21 protein-coding genes are annotated in these 22,095 nt (G+C 41.2%); 7 read left to right on the top strand and 14 right to left on the bottom strand.

Annotation, left to right across the window (positions count from 1 at the left end; genetic code table 11):
* The first annotated feature begins 34 nt into the window (after window positions 1-34).
* From EHS15_RS18595 to EHS15_RS18585, 3 genes are all read left to right on the top strand, one after another.
* The gene (locus EHS15_RS18595) at window positions 35-886 is read left to right on the top strand and encodes a sulfurtransferase (RefSeq protein ID WP_135762089.1); all 852 of its coding nucleotides are present in this window, start codon (window positions 35-37) and stop codon (window positions 884-886) included.
* A gap of 61 nt (window positions 887-947) precedes the next feature.
* Window positions 948-3,224 carry an alpha-glucosidase gene (locus EHS15_RS18590; RefSeq protein WP_135762088.1) on the top strand — a complete coding sequence of 759 codons (2,277 nt, stop codon included), beginning with the start codon at window positions 948-950 and terminating at the stop codon, window positions 3,222-3,224.
* Window position 3,225: 1 nt separating this feature from the next.
* Window positions 3,226-4,074 (top strand): metallophosphoesterase, encoded by an 849-nt coding sequence (locus EHS15_RS18585; RefSeq protein WP_135762087.1) that lies wholly within the window; start codon window positions 3,226-3,228, stop codon window positions 4,072-4,074.
* Between the two features lie 2 nt (window positions 4,075-4,076).
* On the opposite strand, the gene EHS15_RS18580 is transcribed toward EHS15_RS18585, so the two are convergent.
* Genes EHS15_RS18580 through EHS15_RS18555 form a run of 6 tightly spaced genes read right to left on the bottom strand, consistent with a single transcriptional unit; the run spans window position 4,077 to window position 13,927 of the window.
* The gene (locus EHS15_RS18580) at window positions 4,077-4,457 is read right to left on the bottom strand and encodes a c-type cytochrome (RefSeq protein ID WP_135762086.1); all 381 of its coding nucleotides are present in this window, start codon (window positions 4,455-4,457) and stop codon (window positions 4,077-4,079) included.
* Window position 4,458: 1 nt separating this feature from the next.
* On the bottom strand, window positions 4,459-6,312 hold the full coding sequence (locus EHS15_RS18575) for an ATP-dependent DNA helicase (protein ID WP_246052305.1): 1,854 nt from the start codon (window positions 6,310-6,312) through the stop codon (window positions 4,459-4,461).
* Window positions 6,309-9,386, bottom strand: a complete 3,078-nt coding sequence (locus EHS15_RS18570; RefSeq protein ID WP_135762085.1) for a UvrD-helicase domain-containing protein — start codon at window positions 9,384-9,386, stop codon at window positions 6,309-6,311. The genes EHS15_RS18575 and EHS15_RS18570 overlap by 4 nt, the downstream gene beginning before the upstream one ends.
* Window positions 9,386-12,787 (bottom strand): exodeoxyribonuclease V subunit gamma, encoded by a 3,402-nt coding sequence (locus EHS15_RS18565; protein ID WP_135762084.1) that lies wholly within the window; start codon window positions 12,785-12,787, stop codon window positions 9,386-9,388. The genes EHS15_RS18570 and EHS15_RS18565 overlap by 1 nt, the downstream gene beginning before the upstream one ends.
* A gap of 18 nt (window positions 12,788-12,805) precedes the next feature.
* Entirely contained in the window at window positions 12,806-13,213 is a 408-nt protein-coding gene (locus EHS15_RS18560) for an OsmC family protein (protein ID WP_135762083.1), read from the bottom strand.
* Between the two features lie 48 nt (window positions 13,214-13,261).
* The gene (locus tag EHS15_RS18555; protein ID WP_135762082.1) at window positions 13,262-13,927 is read right to left on the bottom strand and encodes a lysophospholipid acyltransferase family protein; all 666 of its coding nucleotides are present in this window, start codon (window positions 13,925-13,927) and stop codon (window positions 13,262-13,264) included.
* A gap of 126 nt (window positions 13,928-14,053) precedes the next feature.
* Here EHS15_RS18555 and EHS15_RS18550 point away from each other — a divergent pair, with 126 nt between their 5' ends.
* Window positions 14,054-14,422 (top strand): VOC family protein, encoded by a 369-nt coding sequence (locus EHS15_RS18550; protein ID WP_135762081.1) that lies wholly within the window; start codon window positions 14,054-14,056, stop codon window positions 14,420-14,422.
* On the opposite strand, the gene csrA is transcribed toward EHS15_RS18550, so the two are convergent.
* Genes csrA through flgN form a run of 5 tightly spaced genes read right to left on the bottom strand, consistent with a single transcriptional unit; the run spans window position 14,419 to window position 18,846 of the window.
* Window positions 14,419-14,658 carry a carbon storage regulator CsrA gene (csrA, locus tag EHS15_RS18545; RefSeq protein WP_135762080.1) on the bottom strand — a complete coding sequence of 80 codons (240 nt, stop codon included), beginning with the start codon at window positions 14,656-14,658 and terminating at the stop codon, window positions 14,419-14,421. The genes EHS15_RS18550 and csrA overlap by 4 nt on opposite strands.
* Window positions 14,659-14,661: 3 nt before the next feature.
* Window positions 14,662-15,123, bottom strand: a complete 462-nt coding sequence (gene fliW / locus EHS15_RS18540) for a flagellar assembly protein FliW (protein WP_135762079.1) — start codon at window positions 15,121-15,123, stop codon at window positions 14,662-14,664.
* A gap of 15 nt (window positions 15,124-15,138) precedes the next feature.
* The gene (locus EHS15_RS18535) at window positions 15,139-16,404 is read right to left on the bottom strand and encodes a flagellar hook-associated protein 3 (RefSeq protein WP_246052310.1); all 1,266 of its coding nucleotides are present in this window, start codon (window positions 16,402-16,404) and stop codon (window positions 15,139-15,141) included.
* 4 nt (window positions 16,405-16,408) lie between these two features.
* Window positions 16,409-18,322, bottom strand: a complete 1,914-nt coding sequence (flgK, locus tag EHS15_RS18530) for a flagellar hook-associated protein FlgK (RefSeq protein ID WP_135762077.1) — start codon at window positions 18,320-18,322, stop codon at window positions 16,409-16,411.
* Window positions 18,323-18,333: 11 nt separating this feature from the next.
* Window positions 18,334-18,846 (bottom strand): flagellar export chaperone FlgN, encoded by a 513-nt coding sequence (flgN, locus tag EHS15_RS18525; RefSeq protein WP_135762076.1) that lies wholly within the window; start codon window positions 18,844-18,846, stop codon window positions 18,334-18,336.
* A 92-nt stretch (window positions 18,847-18,938) separates the two neighbouring features.
* On the opposite strand from flgN, the gene EHS15_RS18520 reads away from it, so the two are divergent.
* Window positions 18,939-19,118: a DUF1289 domain-containing protein gene (locus EHS15_RS18520; protein ID WP_135762075.1), complete on the top strand. Its 180-nt coding sequence runs from the start codon at window positions 18,939-18,941 to the stop codon at window positions 19,116-19,118.
* A 148-nt stretch (window positions 19,119-19,266) separates the two neighbouring features.
* Here the strand turns inward: EHS15_RS18520 and EHS15_RS18515 are convergent, their stop codons facing one another.
* A complete protein-coding gene (locus EHS15_RS18515) occupies window positions 19,267-19,557 on the bottom strand; it encodes an LIC10235 family protein (RefSeq protein ID WP_135762074.1) in 291 nt (96 codons plus the stop codon).
* Between the two features lie 261 nt (window positions 19,558-19,818).
* Here EHS15_RS18515 and EHS15_RS18510 point away from each other — a divergent pair, with 261 nt between their 5' ends.
* Window positions 19,819-20,169, top strand: a complete 351-nt coding sequence (locus tag EHS15_RS18510; RefSeq protein WP_135762073.1) for an Mpo1-like protein — start codon at window positions 19,819-19,821, stop codon at window positions 20,167-20,169.
* 1 nt (window position 20,170) lies between these two features.
* Window positions 20,171-20,779, top strand: a complete 609-nt coding sequence (locus tag EHS15_RS18505) for a hypothetical protein (protein WP_135762072.1) — start codon at window positions 20,171-20,173, stop codon at window positions 20,777-20,779.
* Here EHS15_RS18505 and aat read toward each other — a convergent pair.
* Both aat and EHS15_RS18495 read right to left on the bottom strand, forming a co-directional pair.
* Complete coding sequence (gene aat / locus EHS15_RS18500; protein ID WP_135762071.1) at window positions 20,766-21,422, bottom strand: leucyl/phenylalanyl-tRNA--protein transferase; 657 nt, start codon at window positions 21,420-21,422, stop codon at window positions 20,766-20,768. The two genes, EHS15_RS18505 and aat, sit on opposite strands and share 14 nt — an antisense overlap.
* Window positions 21,419-22,051: a hypothetical protein gene (locus EHS15_RS18495; RefSeq protein WP_246052304.1), complete on the bottom strand. Its 633-nt coding sequence runs from the start codon at window positions 22,049-22,051 to the stop codon at window positions 21,419-21,421. The genes aat and EHS15_RS18495 overlap by 4 nt, the downstream gene beginning before the upstream one ends.
* Between the last annotated feature and the right edge of the window lie 44 nt (window positions 22,052-22,095).

The raw sequence follows: 22,095 nt of genomic DNA, 5'->3' as shown, positions 1-22,095 counted from the left end.
GGGGGAAAGTAATGTACCGATAAGGAGATTTTTTTTGAACTGGAGCTTTCTTAAAACAGAGATTGAGGCGGGAGATTTTTTAATCGATTGTCGTTCACAAACCGCTTACGAAGAAGAAACTCTGGAAGGTGCATTTTACTTTCCATTTATCAAAAAGGCATTCGGATCTGACCCCGAATCTCAGAAAAAGCTCTACGGACCCATGACCGCAGTCGTTGCGGAAATTCAGAAATCCAAAAAAACAAGAGTCATTGTTTTCGATGAAGGAATGGGAATGTTCTCCACAAGAATGGTTTTCCTACTTCGCAGCATGGGCATTAAAGAAAGTTATGTGCTGGCTAAAAAGTGGCCTTTCGAAGGAAACAAAAAGCCGGGAACTCTGAAAATGGAACTCCCTTTGGCGGACAAAGTGAAACCTATGGAAGGCGTCGTAGACAAAGCCTTTATGGAAAAAAATCTCACCAAACTTCAAATTTTCGACGCACGCACCATGGACGAATATGAAGGCAGACTCCCTCGCCTAACAGCACCGGAAGAAGGAACTCTTTGCGGAAGACTGCCTGGCGCTTTCTTATGGGATTGGAGAAACCTTTACGATGCGGAAGCAAACCTAATCGATCGTTCTTTGTTCAAAAAAAGGCTGAACGGTTTCCCTTTTATGCCGGAAAGACCTACTGTCATTTACGATTACAACGGTGCTCGTTCCTGCCTTTTGGCTCTCATGTTGAGAGAAGCAGGTTATATCGACGTAAGCACTTATCAAGGTTCTTGGTTTGAATGGAGAAAATCCAGCCTGCCAAAACAAGCAGTATCCGTATTCGGACAAAAAACCGCTGTGACTTCCGGAGCACCTAGAGTCGGCGGATTGGATCGTAAGAAAGTCTAAAAAAAGAATTTACGAAAAGAAGAAAGCCAGGACGAATCATAGGACTTCCCCGGAGGATGTCATGGCTTTTCTCTTCGTTCCTTTATCTCGTTTCTTTTCCTCAGAAAAATTTCCACTTTCGTTCTCTTTCGTTTTAGTTCTCTTCACTCTTTCCTGCACAACCACCCAAATTCAATTTCCTTTAAAGGCATCCGCTTCCTTTCCTTTGGGTTCCCAACTCTCCGTTGAACAAAACAAAGAAAAACTTCGATTGCTTCACAGCAAAACAGGAAGAGAATTCATTTCTTTTTCTTTGTCCGAGCCCTTCCTCCAAGCGGCAGAAGGAAACGCAAATGTGAAATACAGAATGGCCACTTTCAGTTTCAAAGAAAACATCTCCAGGTTCTGTTCCGATCAATTCATAGAAGAAAGCCGTGTAGAAAAAGGGAATTTCATTCAGAAAGGAAAATTAAAAGGTTCCTACTGTAATACCGATTATACTTTCACAATCATTCCTGTTTCCGAAAAAGAAATCAAATTCTCCGTTGTATTCTCCGACAATCGCCTAAATAGAGTTTGGTTTAAATACGATTCAGACTCTAAAGAAAAATTTTACGGATTCGGGGAACAATTCTCCAATAACGAATTCAAAGGCAAAAAACCGTTCCTATTCACGGAAGAACAAGGAGTCGGAAGAGGAGATCAACCGATCACTTTCGGAGCCAATCTTCTTGCAGGTGCAGGAGGGAACGAATACAGCACTTATGCACCGATCCCCCACTACATCAGTTCGGAAAACAGATCCGTATTCATTGATAACAGTGGTTATTCTGAGTTCGATTTGACTTCAAACAACTCCGTCACTATAAACTTTTGGGACACACAACTCGACGGAGGCTTTAAAGGAAATATATGGATCGGCTCCCATCCGAAAGAACTTGTGGAAGCTTATACGAAAAAAACAGGACGATTTTCTCCTCTTCCCGATTGGTCTTATGGAACCTGGCTGGGAGTGCAGGGAGGTTCTTTAAAAGTTTCCGCCATCGTAGAACAAGCGAAAACGGCGGGAAATCCCGTGACTGCTCTTTGGATCCAAGATTGGTGCGGAAGAAGAGTCACCAATTTCGGAGATCAGTTGAAATGGCGCTGGTATGCGGATGAAACTCTTTATCCGGATTTCAAAAAATTCGTAAAGGAGATGAACTCCAAAAACGTTCATGTATTGGGTTATATAAATTCCTTTCTGGGCGATACCGATCCAAAAAAACCGGGCGGTGACGATTTCACAAATCCTATGCTTACGGAAGCAAAAAACAAAGGTTATTTGGTAAAAAATTCCAAAGGGGAAGACTATCTCATCCAGACAGTGGGCTTTCCCGCTTATCTGATCGATCTTACCAATCCTGCGGCTGTGAAATGGACCAAGGAAATCATCAAAAAAAATATGATCGAAGCTGGTTTGTCCGGTTGGATGGCGGATTTCGGAGAATGGTTGCCTTACGATGCTGTCTTACATTCCGGTGTGGATGCGAAAGTGTATCACAATAGGTATCCAGTCGACTGGGCTAGAATCAATAAAGAGGCGATCAAAGAAGCGGGCAAAGAGGGAAAAATCGTATTTTTTACCAGAGCAGGTTACAGTTATTCGAATGCATATTCCACCTTATTCTGGGAAGGCGATCAACTGGTAAGTTGGGGAACTCACGACGGTCTTCCTTCCAGCATCTTAGGACTCACCTCTTCAGGTATCAGTGGTTATGCGCTAAACCACAGCGATATCGGCGGATATACCACAATTTCTAATCCGCTTAGGAACTACCACAGACCAAAGGAACTTCTTTTAAGATGGGCGGAACTTTCCGCATTCAGCCCTGTATTCAGAACTCATGAGGGAAACCGTCCTTTGAAAAATTGGCAAGTCTACCAATACACCACTGAAAAAGGAATCTCTTCCTTGTCCGATGAGGAGACGGTTTCCATATTCGCCAAAATCGGACAGCTTCATTTCGCTTTAAAAGGATATTTAAAACTCCTCGAAGAAGAGGCTTTCAAAACGGGACTTCCTGTGGTACGTCACAACTTCCTTGTGGAACCGAAAGATGCAGTTCTTATCGAGCAAAAATACCAGTTCTTTTTAGGAGATGATCTGCTTGTGGTACCTGTCACTTCTTCAGGAGCGACCAAAGTCAAAGCCTATCTTCCCGCAGGAGAATGGCAACACATTTGGACGAATGAGGTTTTTTCAGGAGGAAGTTTTGTAGAAACGGAATCTCCTTTGGGAAAGCCAACCGCATTCATTCGATTAGGTGGAAAGAATGAAAAGGTTCTGAGAGACGGACTCTCCGGGTTGAGGAAGTAAAATGAAATTTGCATTGATCGGCGATGTTCACGGGTTTTGGGACGAAAAAGACAATCGATATTTCAACGAGTCCGATTACGATGCCATCTTCTTCACAGGTGATTTCGGAGGATTTCACCTAACAAAAAATCCGTTTCAGGAAACCAAATTCGAAGGTCTCACAAAAAAGGCCTATCTGATCCCAGGAAACTGGGACGGAACCAACCTAATCGGAGTTTTAGGAGAAGCGACTGACAGCAAAGTTTTGAAATTTTTAGGAAGTTTCGGTTATGCACGCAGGATGAAATCTTTCTCTGAAAAGATACGTCCCATCGCACTCACCGGTTACAGTTCTCTTGTTCTGTCCGAAGAAAAAGACTTGGCATTGATCGTAGGCCGCCCTCATTCCATGGGAGGAGGTTTCAACTTCGCAAGAAATCTCGCAAAACATTACTTTATCGCAGATATGGAAACCTCCGTAATGAAGTATAAAAAACTGATCGATTCCACTACTCAAAAAAACATTTTCTTTCTATCGCATAACGGACCTCAAGGTTTGGGAAGCGGAAAAACTTCCATATACGGCGCAGACTACAAGAAGGAAGGAGGAGACGGAGGTGATTTGGATTTGGCAATCGCTGTGGAATATGCAAAGGACCAAGGCAAAAAAGTTCCTGCAGTTCTTTCCGGCCACATGCACCATTTCGTACACGAGTTCAAAAAGGAAAGAGAGACGATGATCTATACGGGAGGAACCTTCTATGTCAACGGAGCCAAAGTTCCCCGCATCCGCAAAGAAAAACATTTTCATACTAAGATCACATGGGACGGAGGTTCCGCCACAGTCATTCCCGTTTGGGAATCTCTTTGAAGTCACTGCATCTTATGAATGTATTCCGCAATCGCTTTTACTTCATTCGATTTTAAATTCGGATAGGCACGCATCATCGTTCCGGGAATTCCTTTTACAATCGATTTACTGATTTTGTCGATAGAAGTCCCGTTTCGATACGTGGAGGGTTCATTAAAATTCGGCAGATAACCCATATTAGGTTTACCGGAAAGAGCTCCCCTCCCATCTCCTCTCTCTCCGTGACAGGCAGAACACCCGTTTTGAATGTACATTGCTTCCGGAAAAGGAACGGCAACTCTAGGAGGGATCGGAGGAGCAGAAGTCACCTCAGGCTCTTCATCCGCCTGCTGACAAAACGAAATGAAGATACAAAGTAAGAGCAAAAGAGAAAAACGATTCAATCTACTTTTCCTCCAACCATTGAAATCCAGTTTGTCGATGCACTTGATTTTGAATTCCGAACTTCCAAGACTCGATAGATCCCGCCAAAATGACTTGGTTTCTCGCACGAGTGAGTCCCGTATAAAGAATTTGTTTCGTAAGAAGACGTTTTGAGGTTTGATTTTCATCCTTCTGGTTTTCGGGAGGTAGATAAAAGAAAACGGTATCATATTCTGAACCTTGGCTTTTATGAACGGTCAAAACGTACGCCTCTTTATGAGGAGGTAACGTATCCAAAGCGAAATGAAACAATTGATTTTCAATGGAAAACACGGCCCTTAATTCGTTTTCAATCTTCAATACCAAACCGATATCGCCGTTGAATAATTTACGACTTTTATCGTTTTCAGTGATCAGCAGAGGAAGGCCGACGTAATAGGTTCTTTCCGAGAGTTTTTTTCTAGGAATATAAATTCTGGATTTTTCCTTTTGAAGATTAAGGCTTCGTTTTGCGATAAGAGCGATTTGTTCCTGCATTCCGGCAACTCCCGCATAACCACTATATACGGTAAGGCATCTGAATCGTTTGATTTCTTTCGTGAAATCGTCGTAATAGTCGTTCAGTTTTTCCTTATCCTGAATTTGCCAGCCGGAGATTCGAATGATCTGAGGATAAAGAAATTTTTTCCAAATATGATATACGATTTTTTCCCTTTCTTGAAATGAATTTAACTTAACCTGATTGAGCTCAAGATTAAACCAAACTACTTCACTGGGATAAGGAAACGATTCTCCCAGCGCGGAAACGGATTTGATTTCCTCGTTATCTTCTTTAGGTGCAAAAAGATCAGGCTGATTGATTTCTTTTTTGTTCTTCGACTTGGTTTCGTACTTAGGTTCGGAAGAAGATAAAATCTCCTCGGCCAAACTTACGATTCTGGAAACTTTGCCGTTTGCATTCGGCTTCTGGCGATTACTTTCCGTTAAATGAGAAACGAATCCTTTTTTGTTTTTCAAAGCGGTCAGAAAATCCCCCAACACTGCTCCTTTTTCTACGGAAGGTAACTGGTTCGGATCTCCAATCAAAATCAACTTTAGATCGTGACTCAAAGGAGGCAATGCTTCCAATAAGGATCTCATTAAATCCGCATCCACCATGGACACTTCGTCCACAAGAATCATTTTATGAGGAAGATATCTCTCCTGATTATAATAAAAACCATTTAACTGTGGTTTATAAGAAAGCAAGTTATGAATGGTTTGCCCTCTTAGAAATCGGTTCTCTTCTCTAAGCCCTGCGATTTTAGATAAATTTTCCTGAATTGATTCGGTCAATCTTTGAGCAGCCCTTCCCGTAGGAGCAACAAGTGCCAACTGATCGGAAGAAGGCAGTTTTCCCAACCGATACAAAATCTCCAGAATGAAAGCGACCACAGTCGTTTTCCCTGTCCCCGGCCCGCCGCTGATGATTTGAAAATCGGATCTAAGAGAAGTAAGGACCGCTTCTTTTTGGCCTTCCTTCAATTGGAAACTATTTCTTTCCAAATCTTCTAACAAGGATTGGAAATCGGGAATTTGTTCCGAAGACTGTTTTGTTTCGGCATGACGAATTCTCTGTTTTAAGTGGGTTTCTAAAACCGATTTCGTAGAATGTGTCTTTGAAAAAAATAAAAACGTTTCTCCCTTAATCTTCTCCTGAACCAAACCAACAGGATTTTTCTTCAAAAGATGTTTCCATTCTTCTTTGACAGGAATACAAAGGTTACCCTCTTCTTCCGCCAGCCAAAGTTCCGTTAGGATAGGTTCGATGTCTTCCGAAAGATTCGTAAGAGAAGTTAGATCGTCCTTCAATCGGGAAAGGAACATTTCGCTCATAATAAAATCCTTCTTCCGATTTCTTTTTCAATGAGAGAGATCCTTTCTCGGTTCCAATTCCCATCGAAATAAACGCCTTTATTTTCGCCCGATTTCATCCCTCTCAGAAATAAATAATAAACTCCACCTAACTTTTTATAAGCTTCCTCCGCACCGAAAATTCTTTCCAAATATTCTTTCAGAATCAATGCGTAAATATCTCTTTGCAGATTGTATTGATTTTCCCTGTTATAAATCACCTGTCGAATCGTGGAAGGAGAGTAATCGGGAAGCAAATTGGATTTATAATCCGCTAAATAGTATTTGCCTTTCCATAAAAAAACCAAATCGATGGAACCCTTTAAAAAACTTCCCGGCCCGGGAACGGAATAAGGAGGACGGCTTAAATCCAAATGAAAATCCATTTCGCAAACTTGATCCGCTTTAGAAAGAGATTTAAGCGAGAAAGAAAGCCCGTCCCGATCCGTCAAATTTGCGTGCAAACTGTTCCAAAGGATCTCCAAAGTTCTGGATAGATAATTCTCTTTATCAGCACCTAATCCAAATCTATCGATATAATGTGAGATTCTAGAGATAAGTTTTTCGTTATTTCCCAGATCTTGATACGACTTCGTATCGAAAGAAAGGAAATCGAACTCTTCCAACAGCTTATGTAGAAAAGAACCTGTATTTGCGGAAGAAGGAAGCAGATCTTCAAATAAAGGATCGGTTCTTATTTCATCATCTAACTTTGAAATGACTTTATCCTCTTCCATAAGACCGGAACCGGTAAAGGAAGAACTATCCTTGGATTTGATGGAAGAATAACTGTTTAAAACAATTGTCTTAGGAAGATCGGATTCAGAAAACAGAAGGGGAACAAAAGACCCGGCTTTTCGAGCGGGTTCATGCAAAGAGGAAGAGGAAAAATTCGAAAGAGGTTTCCATTCTTTTTTCTCTATATTTTTCGATCCCGATTCCAAGATTTGATTCAAAGAAGGAATCATAAATTTGGTATAAAAGGAATTGGTTCTGGAATCGACCGGAAAATAAGGAAGATACAAACGAAGTTTAGGTCTCGTCAAACCTACGTAAGTCACTCGAATGTCTTCTCTATGAAGCTGTTCTTTATACGCTTTATCCTCCTTGTCCCAAAGATCCAAACGATAAATCGTGCGGGAATCTTCAGAATCGGAAGTTCTGTATTCATAACTCGTATAAGTAGTCATGTAACCTTTCAAATGAAAGAAAAAAACGATCGGCCATTCCAAACCTTTAGAAGCATGAATGGTTAGAATTTGAACCGCATCTTTTTCCGTTTCCTTTTCATATAATGGAAGTTCGGCTTCATTCGCTTTTTCCGTTCGTAATCTCTTGAGTTCTTCCAGAACTTCGGATAAACCGGCATGGTTCTGAACCTGAAAGACAAGAAGTTTCTGAAAGATCTGCCTATAATTGGTTCTTTTCCTTTCCCAAAAAATATCCTTTGCTTCTTCCGTTAGAAAGATGCGAGTCCCTTCTTCTATCGATCGAAACAACTCAGCGAACCTTCTCGATCTTGCCAAACTTTTCCAATGATCCAAAATCGTCTTTTCATAAGAAGAGATGGAATGTTCGTCGAAAGCCTGAAGAAACTCAGGAGGAATCTGGAACAAATCACTAATCAATAATTTTCTATATGAGGACGGATTGTTCGGATCTGACAGACAGTTGAGCACATTCAGAATTTGATCCGACTCTTGCGAGGCGTAAATTCCCTGTTGTTTGTAAAGGGTAAAAGGAATTCCTCTTTCTTTCAAAGCTTGACCGACCAAATGGCCGTTTTCTTTTTTATCCACCAGAACGGCAATGTCCTGCGCTCTGATATTTTTCCGTATCCAAGTCCCTTCCTTGGTTTTCTCTTCGTAATCTAAATTAGATTTACTTAATATTTGAAGAATTTCATCAGCGATCGCAGTGATCCAAAGATCCCTTGCTTTTCCAAGACCGAGCTTCTCTTCAGAAAGTTGAATGAGCTGGACAGAGGCGGCTTGATCGGTGTTCGATTTTTTGATCTTACATTTATCCAGAGAAGGCGCAAATACGGACGTATAATCGATGTTTTCCCCTACTTCCTCTATAGGAAAAACGGTTTCGATGATTTCATTGTATCCTAAAATCAATTCGGGAACGGATCGAAAGTTCGTATCCAATGCGAATGAATTTGCACCTAGATTCGTTAACTCTTGTTTTGCTCTAAAGTAGGTGCCTATATCCGCACCTCGGAAAGAATAGATGGACTGTTTCGGATCTCCGATCAAATACAAAGCTTTGTCGTTCGCATCTAAAAATAAGCCTGAAAAAATCTCGTATTGAGCCTTATCAGTATCCTGAAATTCATCCAGAATTCCCACCCTGTATCTCGATTGAAGAGATTCTTTTAAAGAAGGATTTTTTTTCAAAGAACGATTTACGTTCAGAATCATCTGGTCATAGCTGATCCATTTGCCGGATGCAAAATCCTCCTGAACCAAAGTTTTAACCAAAATAGAAGTGTTTTGATTGAAATTGGAAGCAGTCCAAGGAGAAACAGGTTCGTAAACATAACTTTTCTCACTTAATAAACGTTCTGCGGCATACAGAATTTGATCTTTCTTATTTAAAAAATCGGATTCAATGATGAGGTTTTCGAGAATCTCATCCCTGTTAAAACCCGATTTCGAACCGAAGTCTACTCCTTCCCAGAGAGAATGTTGAATTCGATACAATGCTTCTTTAGCTCTTTCGGTGTTCGTAGTTAATCGGCACGATTCGATCGATTCCGTTTCAATGGGATACTCGGATAGAATCATATTGCAAAAACCGTGAATCGTGGAAATAGTGACTTCTTCGATCTCCCGCAATTCTTTAGTTAAATTCTCTTCTATCAATTTCTTTCGAAGACGGTCTTTTAATTCTCCTGCGGCTTTTTGGGTAAAAGTTAAAATCAAAATTTCAGATACAGGTATTTTATGAACCTGGATGAGATCGGATACGATTTCCATAATCGTAAACGTTTTTCCAGTACCAGCGGAAGCTTCTATAAAACTATGTTTGAAAGGGAAAGGACGCTGCATTATAGTTTCCAATCCAAAAATGGCTGATAAAATTTTTCCGCATAACGAATAGAAGTTTTTAAAATCAAAGATTCGGTTCCGGGATACAGTCGAACCGTGTCGGAAAGACGAGAAGAAATAAAATCGGCCTCATCCTTCAAAAAACGCTTCCAAGCGGCTTCATCCTCATATTTCTCTCGAACGAATGTTCTCTTTTTCCCTACCTTCTCGAACATTTCATTTTGATAATATTGTAAAAAAGCGTATCTGGGAAAAAATACCGGATCTTCCTGAAGATACAATTCCGCTAAGGATGTCAAATATTCACGATATGCCTGCTTTTTATCCTTTTTGTATTTTAGCACATAACTATTGTTTTTTATTTCATCCTCATCCTGTTTAGGTCTCGATTTCAAATTAAACATTTCCAAGGAAGATTCCTCTTGTGAAGAAACGGCGATCAAACTGAGAAAAGGAAAACTCATCTTCTCCCAATAATCCTTATAATGTTTATAACCATCGTAAGTAGGTTCCGTCTCCCAAGATTTGGAACTGAGCCAATACAACACTCCGTCCTTTTCAATCACATTCTCCCATTCTCCTACGATCTCCAATCGGGAGCCGTTTGTAAGATCCAAAGAAAGAGAAGGCAGTTTTTTACAGACGGATTCGGAAAGACCTGTATCGCCTAAACTCAAGTGACGATAGAATGTGCCTCCTTGAAATCGTTCTTTCCAATCGGAAAGAATTTCGGAAGCAAGAACGGAATAACGCAACAGCTCTTTTTCCTTAACTTTAAAAAAGACGGATCCGGGAAATTTGGCTTCCGCCTTTTCTTTTTCAAGAATCTCACCGATAACAGAAATAAGTTTTTTCTCAGACCAATCCCATCTTTCATCCGATACCAAGTCGGGGAAAATGGAAGAATGAACTTCTTTTAATATTCTTGATTCCGCATAAGCAGGAAGATCGAAAAATTCGCCCTCTTCTTCGACCTCTTCATCACTTAACGCATACATCTTCATTCTTTTTTTGAGATAAGTATCGAGAGGATCGCTTAAGAAACGGGAAAGTTCCTTCAAATCAACGGAAGAAGGAGGTTCGGACGCTTTCAATTTTTCCAGCTCTTTAGGATCTTGAAAACGGCTGAGCAATGAATGAGAAGATGAATCTCCGTTGACCCATACTCTGGAAAAATCAAAACTCAATTTCCCTAAACGAAGATCTTCCTCTTCATGAATGTATTCTTCGCTGTAAGGATGCAGAGGGATCTCCAAGGCAGTGCTTATGTGCAAAGAATCCATAATTTCGAACAAGGAAGAACAAGGCTCGAAGGTTTTATCTTCTTGGATGTTTTTCCCCACATAACTAAAAGTAATCGATTCTTGTGCGGAATGAACGGACTCCCAAAGCAGGGATTCTTGAATTTCTCTCCGATTCAAGTCCCAGTTTTCAGGTGCTCCCGTTCTCAAATTCAAGGAAGAACGATCTACCGAACCGGGGAATTTGGATTCTCCCAAACCTAAAATATATACGTGTTTGAAAGGAATCGGTCTCATCGGTTGTAGTAAAGAAATCGTAACTCCCCCCGTTAGATACTCCCCTTTTCGAAAGGGAATTTTTTCGAAAGACTGCTCCGTCAAAAGTTTTAAAATTTCTATGCCATCGTGATCTTTTGTTAGTTGTAATCCTTCCCAATCGGAAATCGTTTCCAACCAATTTTGAAATAAAAAACTTTCTCCCGGAAACTGATCGCTCAAATCGAAAACAGATTCCAAAAGAGTTCTCAATTGAGAAAACATTTCTTTTTCCCAATTTCCGGATCGGAAAGAACGAATTACATAAGAACGAACTTGGAATAAGGATTCGACCACAGAAGTCAATAGGACGGGATCTTGCGAAGATTCCAAAACAACCAAAGCCTTTTTCCATTTTGCCCATGCAGAATCAGAATCTAAAACAGTAGATAGGCGAGCACGCTTCAAGCCGTCCGAGATTTGATACGCTTCCTTATCTCTTCCTTCTTCCTCATAACGGACACCTAGAGTTTCGATGAGATCTTCCAGACGAATCAAAGTCTCTTCGTCTATTTCAAATCGAGAAAGCAGAAGAGGATTCCTTAAAAGAAAAAGAAGATTTTCTTTTCGCATCCCCCTACCGGAACAAATTTCCCAAAGATCGGCAAGTCCTCTGTACAAATAGGAAGATTCGTTCGACTTGATGTCCGTAAGTGAATATGGGATCTTTTTCCGAACGGGGATTTCCGATCCCTCTACTTGCAGAAGAATGCCTCCGTCGAATACCCATTCAACGGAAGACCGATAAGAGTTAACATCTGTCAGTAAGATTGCAAAATCAAGATAACTCAAAGAGGAATCGTTCTTCATTTTGAAGAGAATATCGTTCGCAACCGCCTCCATTTCCCGGTAAACGGAAGGAGCATTCCAGAACCGAACCGAACCGTCCTCTGTCGCATAATTACCATTTAGTGAATCAGAAACAGAACTACCGATTCCGCTCAAAGAATCTCTAAGTAACTTCAATCCTTTCGGGAAAGTTTTTTCCACAGGGATAGATTCCCATTTTGCCGTTTTAATGTTTCTAATCCTGGAAGCGATTTCGATTTGAGGTTTGGACCATCTGACGATTTTATCCGACTGCCCTGCATCCATCCGATCAGAACCGTTGTGAAATTGATAAAAGAAAACGGAAATTCCATCCTGCACGGACAAGGACTCTAGAAGTCCCAAATATGTATCGGCCAAGTTAGAAAGGCAAAATAGGTGGATCGCAGTCTCTCGAACGGAAGAAGGTTTTGAAGAACGCTGCTGTAAAAAAAAAGGAATCGAAGAAGTTCCGTCCAGAATCACTTCCTGATATATCTTTTTTTGGAGTATCGCATTGAATGTGTTACCTGGCAAAAGAGACTGTTTTTTGGAGATACGAGGGACGGAAATCGATTTTTCCTTCGCCCAAACTTCGATCCAAGCAGAACGGTTCAATTCGTAATCTTTAAACAAAGAGGTCAATTTTGTGCTGTAGGAAAAAACCCGAGCCATGTTGGTCAAATAGGAAGATAAATCGAAAAGTTCTTTTTTATTTTCCTCAGCCAAAAGATAAGAAATGATCTTTCTTTGCCCATTCGCATAACTTGAAAAATATGACTCTCCGGGATTATACGCTCTTCCCGAACGTTCTATATAATACCTTTCGAAAAATTTCTCCAAAAACTGGTATTCTATGTGAGTGGAAAGTCCGCTGATTTTTGCCAAATGGAGGTCAAGCCATTTGCGCATATTCAAATTGGGGATGATGACGATCGGTGCAGCGAGTGGGGATTTTTTTTTCTCTTCCCAAATGCGTTTCGAGAGAAGGGAAGAGAGATCAGCTAAAGATAAACTTGTATAGTGATAGAATGCCAACGGACGATCTCCGAAAGATCAGTCGGAAAGACCGGTTTCAATTTCGATTTTACCGCTCAACAATTTATGAACAGGACAGGCGTTCGCAACCGACAAAAGCCTTTCTCGTTGTTCAGTTGTTAGATTACCGACAAGTTTGATTTTTCTGATGATTTTATTTTGGTCGGGAGCCGTTTTTTCAAGATTCAAAGAAACTTCTACGGCATCCAAAGGCATTTCTTTTCTATCGGCATACATGCGTATGGTGATCGACGTACAAGACCCCAAAGCCGCCACAAGAATCTGAGTAGGAGCCGGTCCTAAATTGGTTCCTCCCGATTCCACAGGTTCGTCCGCAGTCCAACGATGCTGGCCGGTATCGATGGAAGTTTCGTATTTCTTTTTTTCAGTGCGGACGATTACATCTTGTGCGAAAGAATTTGCCATGACTCATCACACTACACCCGGAAGTAGAAAACAAGAAGATTTTCTAATTTAATGATTCCTTAGTCTTTCCGCTTCGTCGATCGCTCTCTGCCTATTTTCCAACATCGCTTTTTCCACTAGAATTCTCTGCGTTTCGAATTCTTCATCATTCATTTCCCGAGGAATATAAATAGGATTTCCGTAACAAACGACGAATGTAGTGAAAGGTTTAGGCACTCTATGTTTGTCCCAGGCTTTTTCCAAAATCCATTGCCTGCTACATTCGTAATGAAAAGGCACGATAGGAGCTTGAGTCACTTGTGCGGCAGCGATTAACCCTGGTTGTACGATCAAAGCAGGACCTCTCGGTCCGTCCGGAGTGAACGCTGCAGAAAAACCTTTTTTTAGATGAAGGATCATCGCCTTTAAAGCTTTAGATCCTCCTTTTGAGGAACTGCCTCGGATGCTCGTATTCCCGAATCGATGCACCACTTCATTGATGAAATCTCCGTCTTTGGATTCCGAAATCAAAACAGCGACGTTTTTACCTCTGTGCAAATAAGGAGAATAGAGCACATTCGTGTGCCAGATGGAAAGGATGAGCGGAGATTTATTCTTCACCAAACTATTGTAAGATTCATCTCCCAGAACCCTGATGCTGGAAGTGAGACCGACCAACCTTTGTAAAAAAACGGCAACCAAAGGCAAAAACCAAACTAAGAACTTTCGTTTCAAAAAGATATCCTGAACATCAAAAATTCAAGAAGGGGACTGCGAAGAAAACCAAAAACGAAAGTCCGGTCCCCATTTTGAGACTAATTCTCATTGACTTTTTCCCATCCCTTCCCAAGCTTTCTCTTTATGGAATCCTCACTAAGAACGGTAGAAATCAAAGCATTCGTGCCTGCCCAAAATTACAAACTGTCCCAAACATTTTATCAAGACATGGGCTTTGAAATGAAATCGGAGGGAGGAGGAGTTTCCTATTTCGCTTTCGGAAACTGCAGCTTTCTATTGCAGGACTTTTGCGTAAAAGAGTTAGCGGAAAACTTGATGATGCATCTTTTGGTGGAGGATGTACAAGCGTGGTACGACCGCCTAAAGGAAGTAAAACTGGCGGAAAAATATAAAATCAAAATCACTGAACCGGAAGAACAGCCCTGGAAGATGATCGATTTTATAGTGATCGATCCTTCCGGTGTTCTTTGGAGAATCGGGCAGAATATTTAAGGTTTCTTTTTAAAGATATCGCTCAACTTACCCAGATCTTCCGGTTTGATCGTGGTTCCTGCGGCTTTTTTATTCTCTTCCTGAATCTCTTTATAAACTTCAGCACGATGAACCGAAACGTTTTTAGGAGCCTTCACTCCTATTTTGACCTGGTCTCCCTTGATATCCACAATGACGATTTCTATATCATCACCTATCATTATGGATTGATTGCTTCTTCTTGCTAAAACTAACACTTATTATACCGTTTGGGAAGAAGGTTCTTCCATCGATTCGACGATACTTTTTCGGATAGGGTGATTTTCGTCACGAGAAATAAATTGTTTCCCTTTGCCTTCTTTTCCGTTGATGATGATGGGGCCTTGCAGATTGGCTGTCATCCCTCTGGGATTATCGTGAGGAATGGTAACGATGAGAAAAATAATCCCGTCTTTCCAATCTTTGATTCCGATGTCGGTAAGTTCATCTTCCGAAATCACCGGTTTGTAATTCGTAAGAAAAAGATCCGGCTGAATGAGAATGAAAGCCAAACCCGATTCTTGAGTGGATTGAAGCCATTTGAAAGGGCTTTCCGCATTTTCCTCGATGAGAGCGAATTCATTGTATTCGTCAAATCCGAGAAGGCCTTGTGGAAATTGTAAAATTTGTCTGGAATCAACCTGAATGGTTCCAAAAGGTTTTGTATGTATCGTAACTGCCATTCTAAGTCCTGTCTTTTAACGTAAAAAATCCATCAATGTAGGTTTAATGATTTTACTGCCCACGTTCAACGCATAACTATGAATTGTTTCCAACCACTTCATGTTCATGATGGTTTCAGGGAAATCGATCCCTTCGTTTTTCGCGAGAAGTTCGGTCATGTACATTTTATCGTAAGAAACACGTTCTTCATGCTGTTCCATACGATTCATTCTAGCACCTACGGTTGCCCTGTGTCTGAGAATGTTTTCCAAAGCCAAATCCAAATCGCCCAAGTCGCGACCGCCGATTCTTTCCTGATCTTTCTGAATTAAATCGTTTCTCAACTGAATCAAAACATCGAAAACGGAAAGTCCGGTTACTGTTGCCGACTTAGAATAGTTATTCGGTGGTTCGCTTGCGGAAGGTTCGATAAGACCGATGTCTTTTAGAACGGTTCCTCCCGCCACATCTTCCATCCAAATCTGATGAGGTGCCGTGGAGGAAATGGAAATATTATCTTGCGCCAGTTTACTCGCTTTCACTTCCAAAGGAGCATTATTGATTTTATCGATGATGTCATCGATCGTATCTCCAACGGAAATATGAACCTCTACGTTATCGATTTTGAATACTTGGTCGGAAGTCGCCTGATAAGAAGAGTTATCCACCTTACTCGTCACACTTACGTTCGTTCCCCAGAAAACTTTGTTTCCTGGAATGGTGACAGGGATGTATTCTCCTTTTTCGATTTCGCGAAGCTGCTCTCCGATATCTCCTCTGTATTCTACGCCCACATATTGGTTCTTCAATTCCAAACCTTGCAGACCTTTGATTTTGGATTCGATCGGTTCGAAAGGAGGACGTTCTGTCACAAAACCACCGAACAAAGGTTGTCCGGTAGCATCTCTTGCATTGGCAAGATCCACAATGGCACGAAGGTGTTGGTCGATCTCTTTACCGATCGCCACTTCCAATTCGAAACCTTTATCTCCTTGATAAATACCGTTTCCCGCTTGGACGGTCAAAACACGGACTCTCTGGAAAATCTCTCCCATCTTGTCCAAAACTCCGTCGATTTGTTGGAGTCTTTGGTAACCGTCCCCGATATTTTCTTCGTATTGCGCTAGTTCGTTGAGTCTGGAACGAAAGAACATTTGGTTCGTAGCCGCTCCGGGATCATCGGAAGGTTTGCGGATCTTCAAACCGGTTCCCAATTGGTTTTGGGTCTCGTCCATAGACACTTGATGACGGTTTAGGTTCCGCACAAGCGAGTTATTCTGCATCATATTGGTGATACGTATCATACTATACACCTAACCTGTTGATAATGGTATCTAACATTTCGTTTAATGTGGAGATCATTCTCGCAGAAGCATTGTAAGATTGTTGGAACTGTACCATATTCGCCATCTCTTCGTCCAGGTTCACACCCATTACGGATTGACGCATATTTTCCAGCTCTACCATCAATTCGTTTTGAGTGGTATATTCCTGGTTCGCTTCACGAGCTTCCGTTCCCAAACGGGAAATCAAGGAATTATAAAAATCGTCCGTCGTTTTGGAATAATCGAACATCACCGGTTTTTCCCGAAGCGCAGCGGCAATCAAAAGCGCATTCGTTCCATCCTTATGTCCATTAGGTGAATTATAATCCCCCGTTCCGCCAACATCCTTTCCTCTCGCAGCAGCGATATTCGCAGGATTGTTCCGAACGTCTTCCGACATCTTAAAGAATGCGGAAGGATGATACATAGGAGTGAGAGTGATGTCTTGCGAGTTTGCCTGGAACTTATTCAATTCCCCTAACTTTCTATAATCGAAAGATCCTGCGGCTCCGCTTGCGGATAAAATTCCAGTCAAACCTACGAGTAATTCTCCGGAGTCTTCCAAGTGACGGATGATGAAGTTTTCCTTTTTGTTAAAAGGCTGAGTCGTCGATTTCATCGCCAATTGATTGTCGTGTGACATGTAGGCGACCACACCAGTTTCGGAGCGGTTGATTCTTTTGATGACTGCGTTCAAAGTATCGTCTTTGGAGTAAGGAACCAAAACTTCCTCTTCTCCTCTATCCGTTGCCTTCAAAAAACGAAGAGTTCCACTGATTCCGATGGGACGATCCGGATCTAAAGAAGTCCTTCCTGTGACCCGAAAAACAGCCGTTTTATCGTTCACTCCGTCCCCGTCCGTATCGATTTCGCCGAACGTATTTGTGGCTAAGGACCTTTGTTCGAAAAAGTTTAAATTCGTTTTTCCATTCAGACCGAAACCGTCTTTGTGGATCTCATTGATCACATCCATCGCATTGATGGCGAGAGCATCTACGGAATTGATTTTCTCCACAAGTATCTTATCTCTGATTTCATAAAGAGCCTGAATGCTTCCTTTTCTAAGAAGAACAGGACTTCCCGTTTCGGACCATTGCATATCCAAAAGCCCGTCGTTGTTCGGGTTTCCTACGATATTGATTTTATGAACTTTTTGTCCTTGCACAAGAATCTGCTGACCGATGAAAACCATAAGCTCATCTTCATCACTTCTTCCGATGGTGATATCCACCATACCCGCAAGTTCCTGCAAAAGTTCGTCTCTTCTGTCCAAAAGATCGTTAGGATTGTCACCTAATGCTTGTGATTTTGTAATCTTTTCGTTGAGAGATTTAATGTTCTCAGCTACCGTATTCAAATGATTTACTTTGGATTCGATTTCGCGGTTCGACTGATCTCTCAATTGAGTGAGCTTACGGAATACGTCTTCCATTCGACTGCCCAGACCTTCCGCTTTTTCCTGAACGACCGCTCTGTGCGCCGTTTCTTCCGGATAACTGGAAAGATCTTCCCAAGAAGACCAAAAATTGTCCATAAGAGATCGTAATGTGGTACCTGACGGCTCGTTGAATACAGTCTCTACTTGGTAGAGATAATCGTTCTTTTTGCCCCAATAATCTTTGAGAGAGGATGAATCTATAATTCTATCGTCGATGAAATTGTCTCTGACTCTTTCGATTTCAGCAACTTTCACTCCTTGTCCGATTTGGCCCGCCACTTCCGCTCTGTTCAAAGCCGGCTCGTAAATCGGATCCATACTGTTCATAACTACTCTTTGGCGAGCATAATGTTTGTTATCCGCATTGGATATGTTATGACCAGTGGTTTGAATTGCCTGTTGGTGGGCGGAAAGCCCTCTTTTCCCGATTTCGATTCCTTGAAATGTGGATCCCATAAACTTAACTCCTAGGCAGTAGCGTTCAGAATGACCGCACTCTTTTGGGCCTGCCCTCGCCGAATCGGTTGTTTGCTAGACGTATAAACTTTTTCTCTCGCCTGTTCGTGAAGAGAATCGATCGTGTTTTGTAAAAATTCTTTTCTGGTCTTGAGAAGTTTTTCGTTCAATAGAATGGCTTCTTTCAGATCTTGAACGGTCGCTTTCAAATCTTGCGCAAAACCTTTGAGTTTGAAATTGGACTCTCTGTCCATCTGGTTTAAAAAATGAGTGAGTGTAACGCTTGCTTCCGCTTTTTCGAATTGTTCTTTCTTATAAACATCTTCTATGGTCTTCATTCGAATTCTTTCCAATTCGGAAGCCTCAACCATAATGTGGTAACTCTCTTTTACACAGGATTCTAGTGCCTTTCCGTCGGCAGCATGGATTGCGATTCTTTTTTTGCCTTCCCATTCCAGGAGGCGTTTGTAACAGTCTATTTCATTAGTAAATAAACTTCTAAGCGATTCTACCCAATCCAACATTCGGTCCCCTTCCCTTGTTCCCTCAAATGAAGGATCGACGGAATTTGAAACATGCTTAGGAAAATTTATAAAAATTTACCATTTTAGTCACTATGTCGCTAAAATCCCCCTGCTCCAAAATATGTATGATGGACCCTGAAACAGGTCTCTGCGCCGGATGCCACAGAACCCTCGAAGAAATCGGGCGCTGGTCGAGCTATTCGGAAGAGGAAAGAACAGAAGTTTGGAAAAAATTAGAAATCAGAAAGTCGGAACTTAAAAAAGAAAATTGATTCTGAGTTCGGTCGGTTTGAGGAGGAGAGAGGAAGGGTTTCAGGTGAGCTTCTGAAAGAAACCCACCCTACCTGTCGTTGTTCTGCGCCTCAATTCCCGAAAGAACTGAGCCTGAAAGGGCGCAGACAGATTTTTTAAGAGCGAGAACTACTTCACAGTTCCTTTGTCTATTTTGTTTCTATGTTCTTCACACAAACGGTAGAGTTGACCGGTAGAAGTATTTTTCTTTGTTACCTTCTTACCGCACACGATGCATAGTCCTTGCGTTCTTCTTCTTTTATAAAGCAACTGTACTCTCTCTGCACCAGACAGATTGTACTTGCTGATTTGAAGACGAACACCTTTAATCAGATAACTTCCGATGGAAGATTCCTCCCCTTTTTTTAAGTCTGAGAAGATTTTCGATAACTCATCAGATTTAATTGCTTTTGGTTTCATAGGCACCTCTAAATGAAACTTGTTTTATTAGTTTGTTCTTTGTTATATTTTTAAATGTTAATGCAGATTAGGTACGGCCTTCTAACGTGCAACATTATTTTTGTTTTCGTTTAACTTTTGGAAGATTATTGAGTAGAAACGGCTGTTTTTTCGACCACTTGAACCGGGTTCAAACCACATACAAAACAGATTTCCGGCAATAGAATTGTAGTTGGCAGAATTTAAAAAAAAGAATATCCTTTTTCGAAAGGAAGTACGAGTATGAGCGAATCACAAACCACATCCCCAAGATATAAAAATCTAAAGGAATTTTTTCCCTTCTATCTAACTGAACACAGCCATCCTATCAATAGAGCTTTGCATTTTATCGGCTCTTCTTTGGCCTTGGGATTCATCTTAGGTTTTGCAGTGAGCGGTAACCCTTTCGCTTTATTGGGTGCTTTACTCTCCGGCTATTTTTTTGCATGGATAGGTCATTTCCTCATAGAAAGAAACAGACCTGCCACATTTAAGTATCCTTTCTTATCCTTCATATCCGATTGGATCATGTATGGGAAGATGTTAGTTGGAGGTATCCCTAAGGAACTGAACTCACAAAAATCCAAAACATAACATGAAGCAGCATTCATCTTTTTTATCGATTTTACTTTTCACAGTTTTTTGTCTTACTGTGCAGTGCAGCAAAAAGCAGGCAGGCAAAGAAGAAATCACTGCCATTCAAAAAAACCAGAACATAAAAACGGAAGAAGCAATCGCTCAGTTCATTCCTATGATCTTACAAGATCAACTGAAAGAATGGAAAATGATTTTGAATCCTACAGACAAACGTTGGTCAGTCCTTGTCAGTTACGGTGGTTCCACAGCACTCACATTCGATTCACAAGAGGAATACAAAAAGAACACTTTTTTAGTACAGGCACTGGTCCTCAGCAGACTCTCATTCGCATTAGCTCCTTATGAAGTGGGAGAAATCACTCTGAGTCTATCCAAACCATTGTATGTTAAAAATGAAAAAAATCCGGATGTGGGGATTCAGGAATTTGAGATACTTCGCACCACTCTGCCTTTTGCAAAAGCTGTCGCAGTTCTAAAAAAATACTCGCATATCGATCCTTATGCGAACCAAAAATCCCAAAAAGAAGATCTACTGAAAATGTTGAATGAAATAACGGAAGTTTGGGTGATGAATCTGGACGAGTTGGATAAAATCACAGTGGAATGATCCACTGATCCGGTGAAGAAACCGCTTTTTCCAGTCGCTCCAAATAGGAAAATTTGGGAATCTCATACGCTCCCAATGACCAAGTCACATGATTCAACTGCTGGGTGTCGAATAGAGTGAAACCGCTTTGTTTTAGTTTTTCAAAAAGGTGAAACAGAGCGATTTTACCGGCATCCGATTCGTAAGCGAACATGGATTCTCCCGCAAAAAACTTACCGATCGCAACTCCGTAAACACCCCCCACTAGTTCGTTCTTTTCGTTCCAAGCCTCTACGCTATGCGCCCAGCCTAATTTATAAAGTTGATTGTATCCTTTGAAAAAACCGGAAGTGATCCAAGTATTGTCTTTTTCCCTGTAGGAACAACCTTGCATCACTGCATCGAATGCTTCATTATAAGTGATTCGAAACATTCCCTTTCTGATTTTTCTTTGCACTGTTTTGGAAAAACGGGCGTTTTTTAAATCGAAAATCGCTCTGGGGTCGAGTGAATACCAGCGGATAGGATCTTCCGACCAGGGAAAAATTCCGTGAGTATAGGCATAAAGCAACCGTTCTACGCCGAAGTCCCCTCCGACTGCGACTAGATCCTCTTTCCATTCCCTGGGATTTTTAAAAAATTGTGCGAAGTCTCTCTGGGTCAATCTATGAGTATTTCCTTAGGATAATCATATATGATTTTTACTTTTAAACTTTTGCCGTTCGGATCGTTGATGTTCGAAATTCCTTCGTATTGAAGGATCCTTTTTGTTTTATAATCGTAAACAAGCAGGATCGGTTTGATCAGCCTCTTCAATATAAAATTGTCGATTTCCAATTTTAAGTAAAGTGCCTTTCTCTCTTTCCAAGTATCATCTTTGATTTTTTCCACAGCAAAAAGATAATCATCCAACTGGACAGGAGCCAAAAAACGAAAGCTCATCCTTTCTCCTGCAGAAAGTTTCTCCCAGTTGGAACGGACGAAATGATCGAAGCCTCCGTCCATCACTGCAGGAGAACGTGGTACGTACGTTTTTTCCTCCAAAGCATCTTCTCTTTTGCGTTTGAAAAAGAGGCGCACTGATTTATCCTGCACCTCCGCTCCTTCTTGATAACCGTCTCGAAAATCTTCCATAACGAAACTGGGAGCCCATGCATTGGGAAAAAACTCGATATGTTTGTTTGCGAAAGGTTTTCCTTCCGCATTCTTATATACGATTTCAGAATACCTGTGTATCCCGTTTTTGAAATATTCACTGTGGTTGTCCGAATACAGGTACTTTCCTGAACTCAAGTCGTACGCTTTTCCCGAATATTCGAATGTGGGTTTTTCCGACC

This window comes from Leptospira idonii, from assembly GCF_004770995.1.
In the GTDB taxonomy this organism is placed as follows: domain Bacteria; phylum Spirochaetota; class Leptospiria; order Leptospirales; family Leptospiraceae; genus Leptospira_A; species Leptospira_A idonii.
Note: the sequence above shows the minus strand (reverse complement) of the source record. Positions and strands in the feature narration are given on the sequence as shown.

Excerpts from the sequence above, each read along its gene's own strand:
- EHS15_RS18590 (WP_135762088.1), top strand. The coding sequence starts at position 948 with ATGGCTTTTCTCTTCGTTCCTTTATCTCGTTTCTTTTCCTCAGAAAAA.
- EHS15_RS18585 (WP_135762087.1), top strand. The coding sequence starts at position 3,226 with ATGAAATTTGCATTGATCGGCGATGTTCACGGGTTTTGGGACGAAAAA.
- EHS15_RS18575 (WP_246052305.1), bottom strand. The coding sequence starts at position 6,312 with ATGAGCGAAATGTTCCTTTCCCGATTGAAGGACGATCTAACTTCTCTT.
- EHS15_RS18570 (WP_135762085.1), bottom strand. The coding sequence starts at position 9,386 with ATGCAGCGTCCTTTCCCTTTCAAACATAGTTTTATAGAAGCTTCCGCT.
- EHS15_RS18560 (WP_135762083.1), bottom strand. The coding sequence starts at position 13,213 with ATGGCAAATTCTTTCGCACAAGATGTAATCGTCCGCACTGAAAAAAAG.
- EHS15_RS18550 (WP_135762081.1), top strand. The coding sequence starts at position 14,054 with ATGGAATCCTCACTAAGAACGGTAGAAATCAAAGCATTCGTGCCTGCC.
- fliW (WP_135762079.1), bottom strand. The coding sequence starts at position 15,123 with ATGGCAGTTACGATACATACAAAACCTTTTGGAACCATTCAGGTTGAT.
- flgK (WP_135762077.1), bottom strand. The coding sequence starts at position 18,322 with ATGGGATCCACATTTCAAGGAATCGAAATCGGGAAAAGAGGGCTTTCC.
- flgN (WP_135762076.1), bottom strand. The coding sequence starts at position 18,846 with ATGTTGGATTGGGTAGAATCGCTTAGAAGTTTATTTACTAATGAAATA.
- EHS15_RS18520 (WP_135762075.1), top strand. The coding sequence starts at position 18,939 with ATGTCGCTAAAATCCCCCTGCTCCAAAATATGTATGATGGACCCTGAA.
- EHS15_RS18515 (WP_135762074.1), bottom strand. The coding sequence starts at position 19,557 with ATGAAACCAAAAGCAATTAAATCTGATGAGTTATCGAAAATCTTCTCA.
- EHS15_RS18510 (WP_135762073.1), top strand. The coding sequence starts at position 19,819 with ATGAGCGAATCACAAACCACATCCCCAAGATATAAAAATCTAAAGGAA.
- EHS15_RS18505 (WP_135762072.1), top strand. The coding sequence starts at position 20,171 with ATGAAGCAGCATTCATCTTTTTTATCGATTTTACTTTTCACAGTTTTT.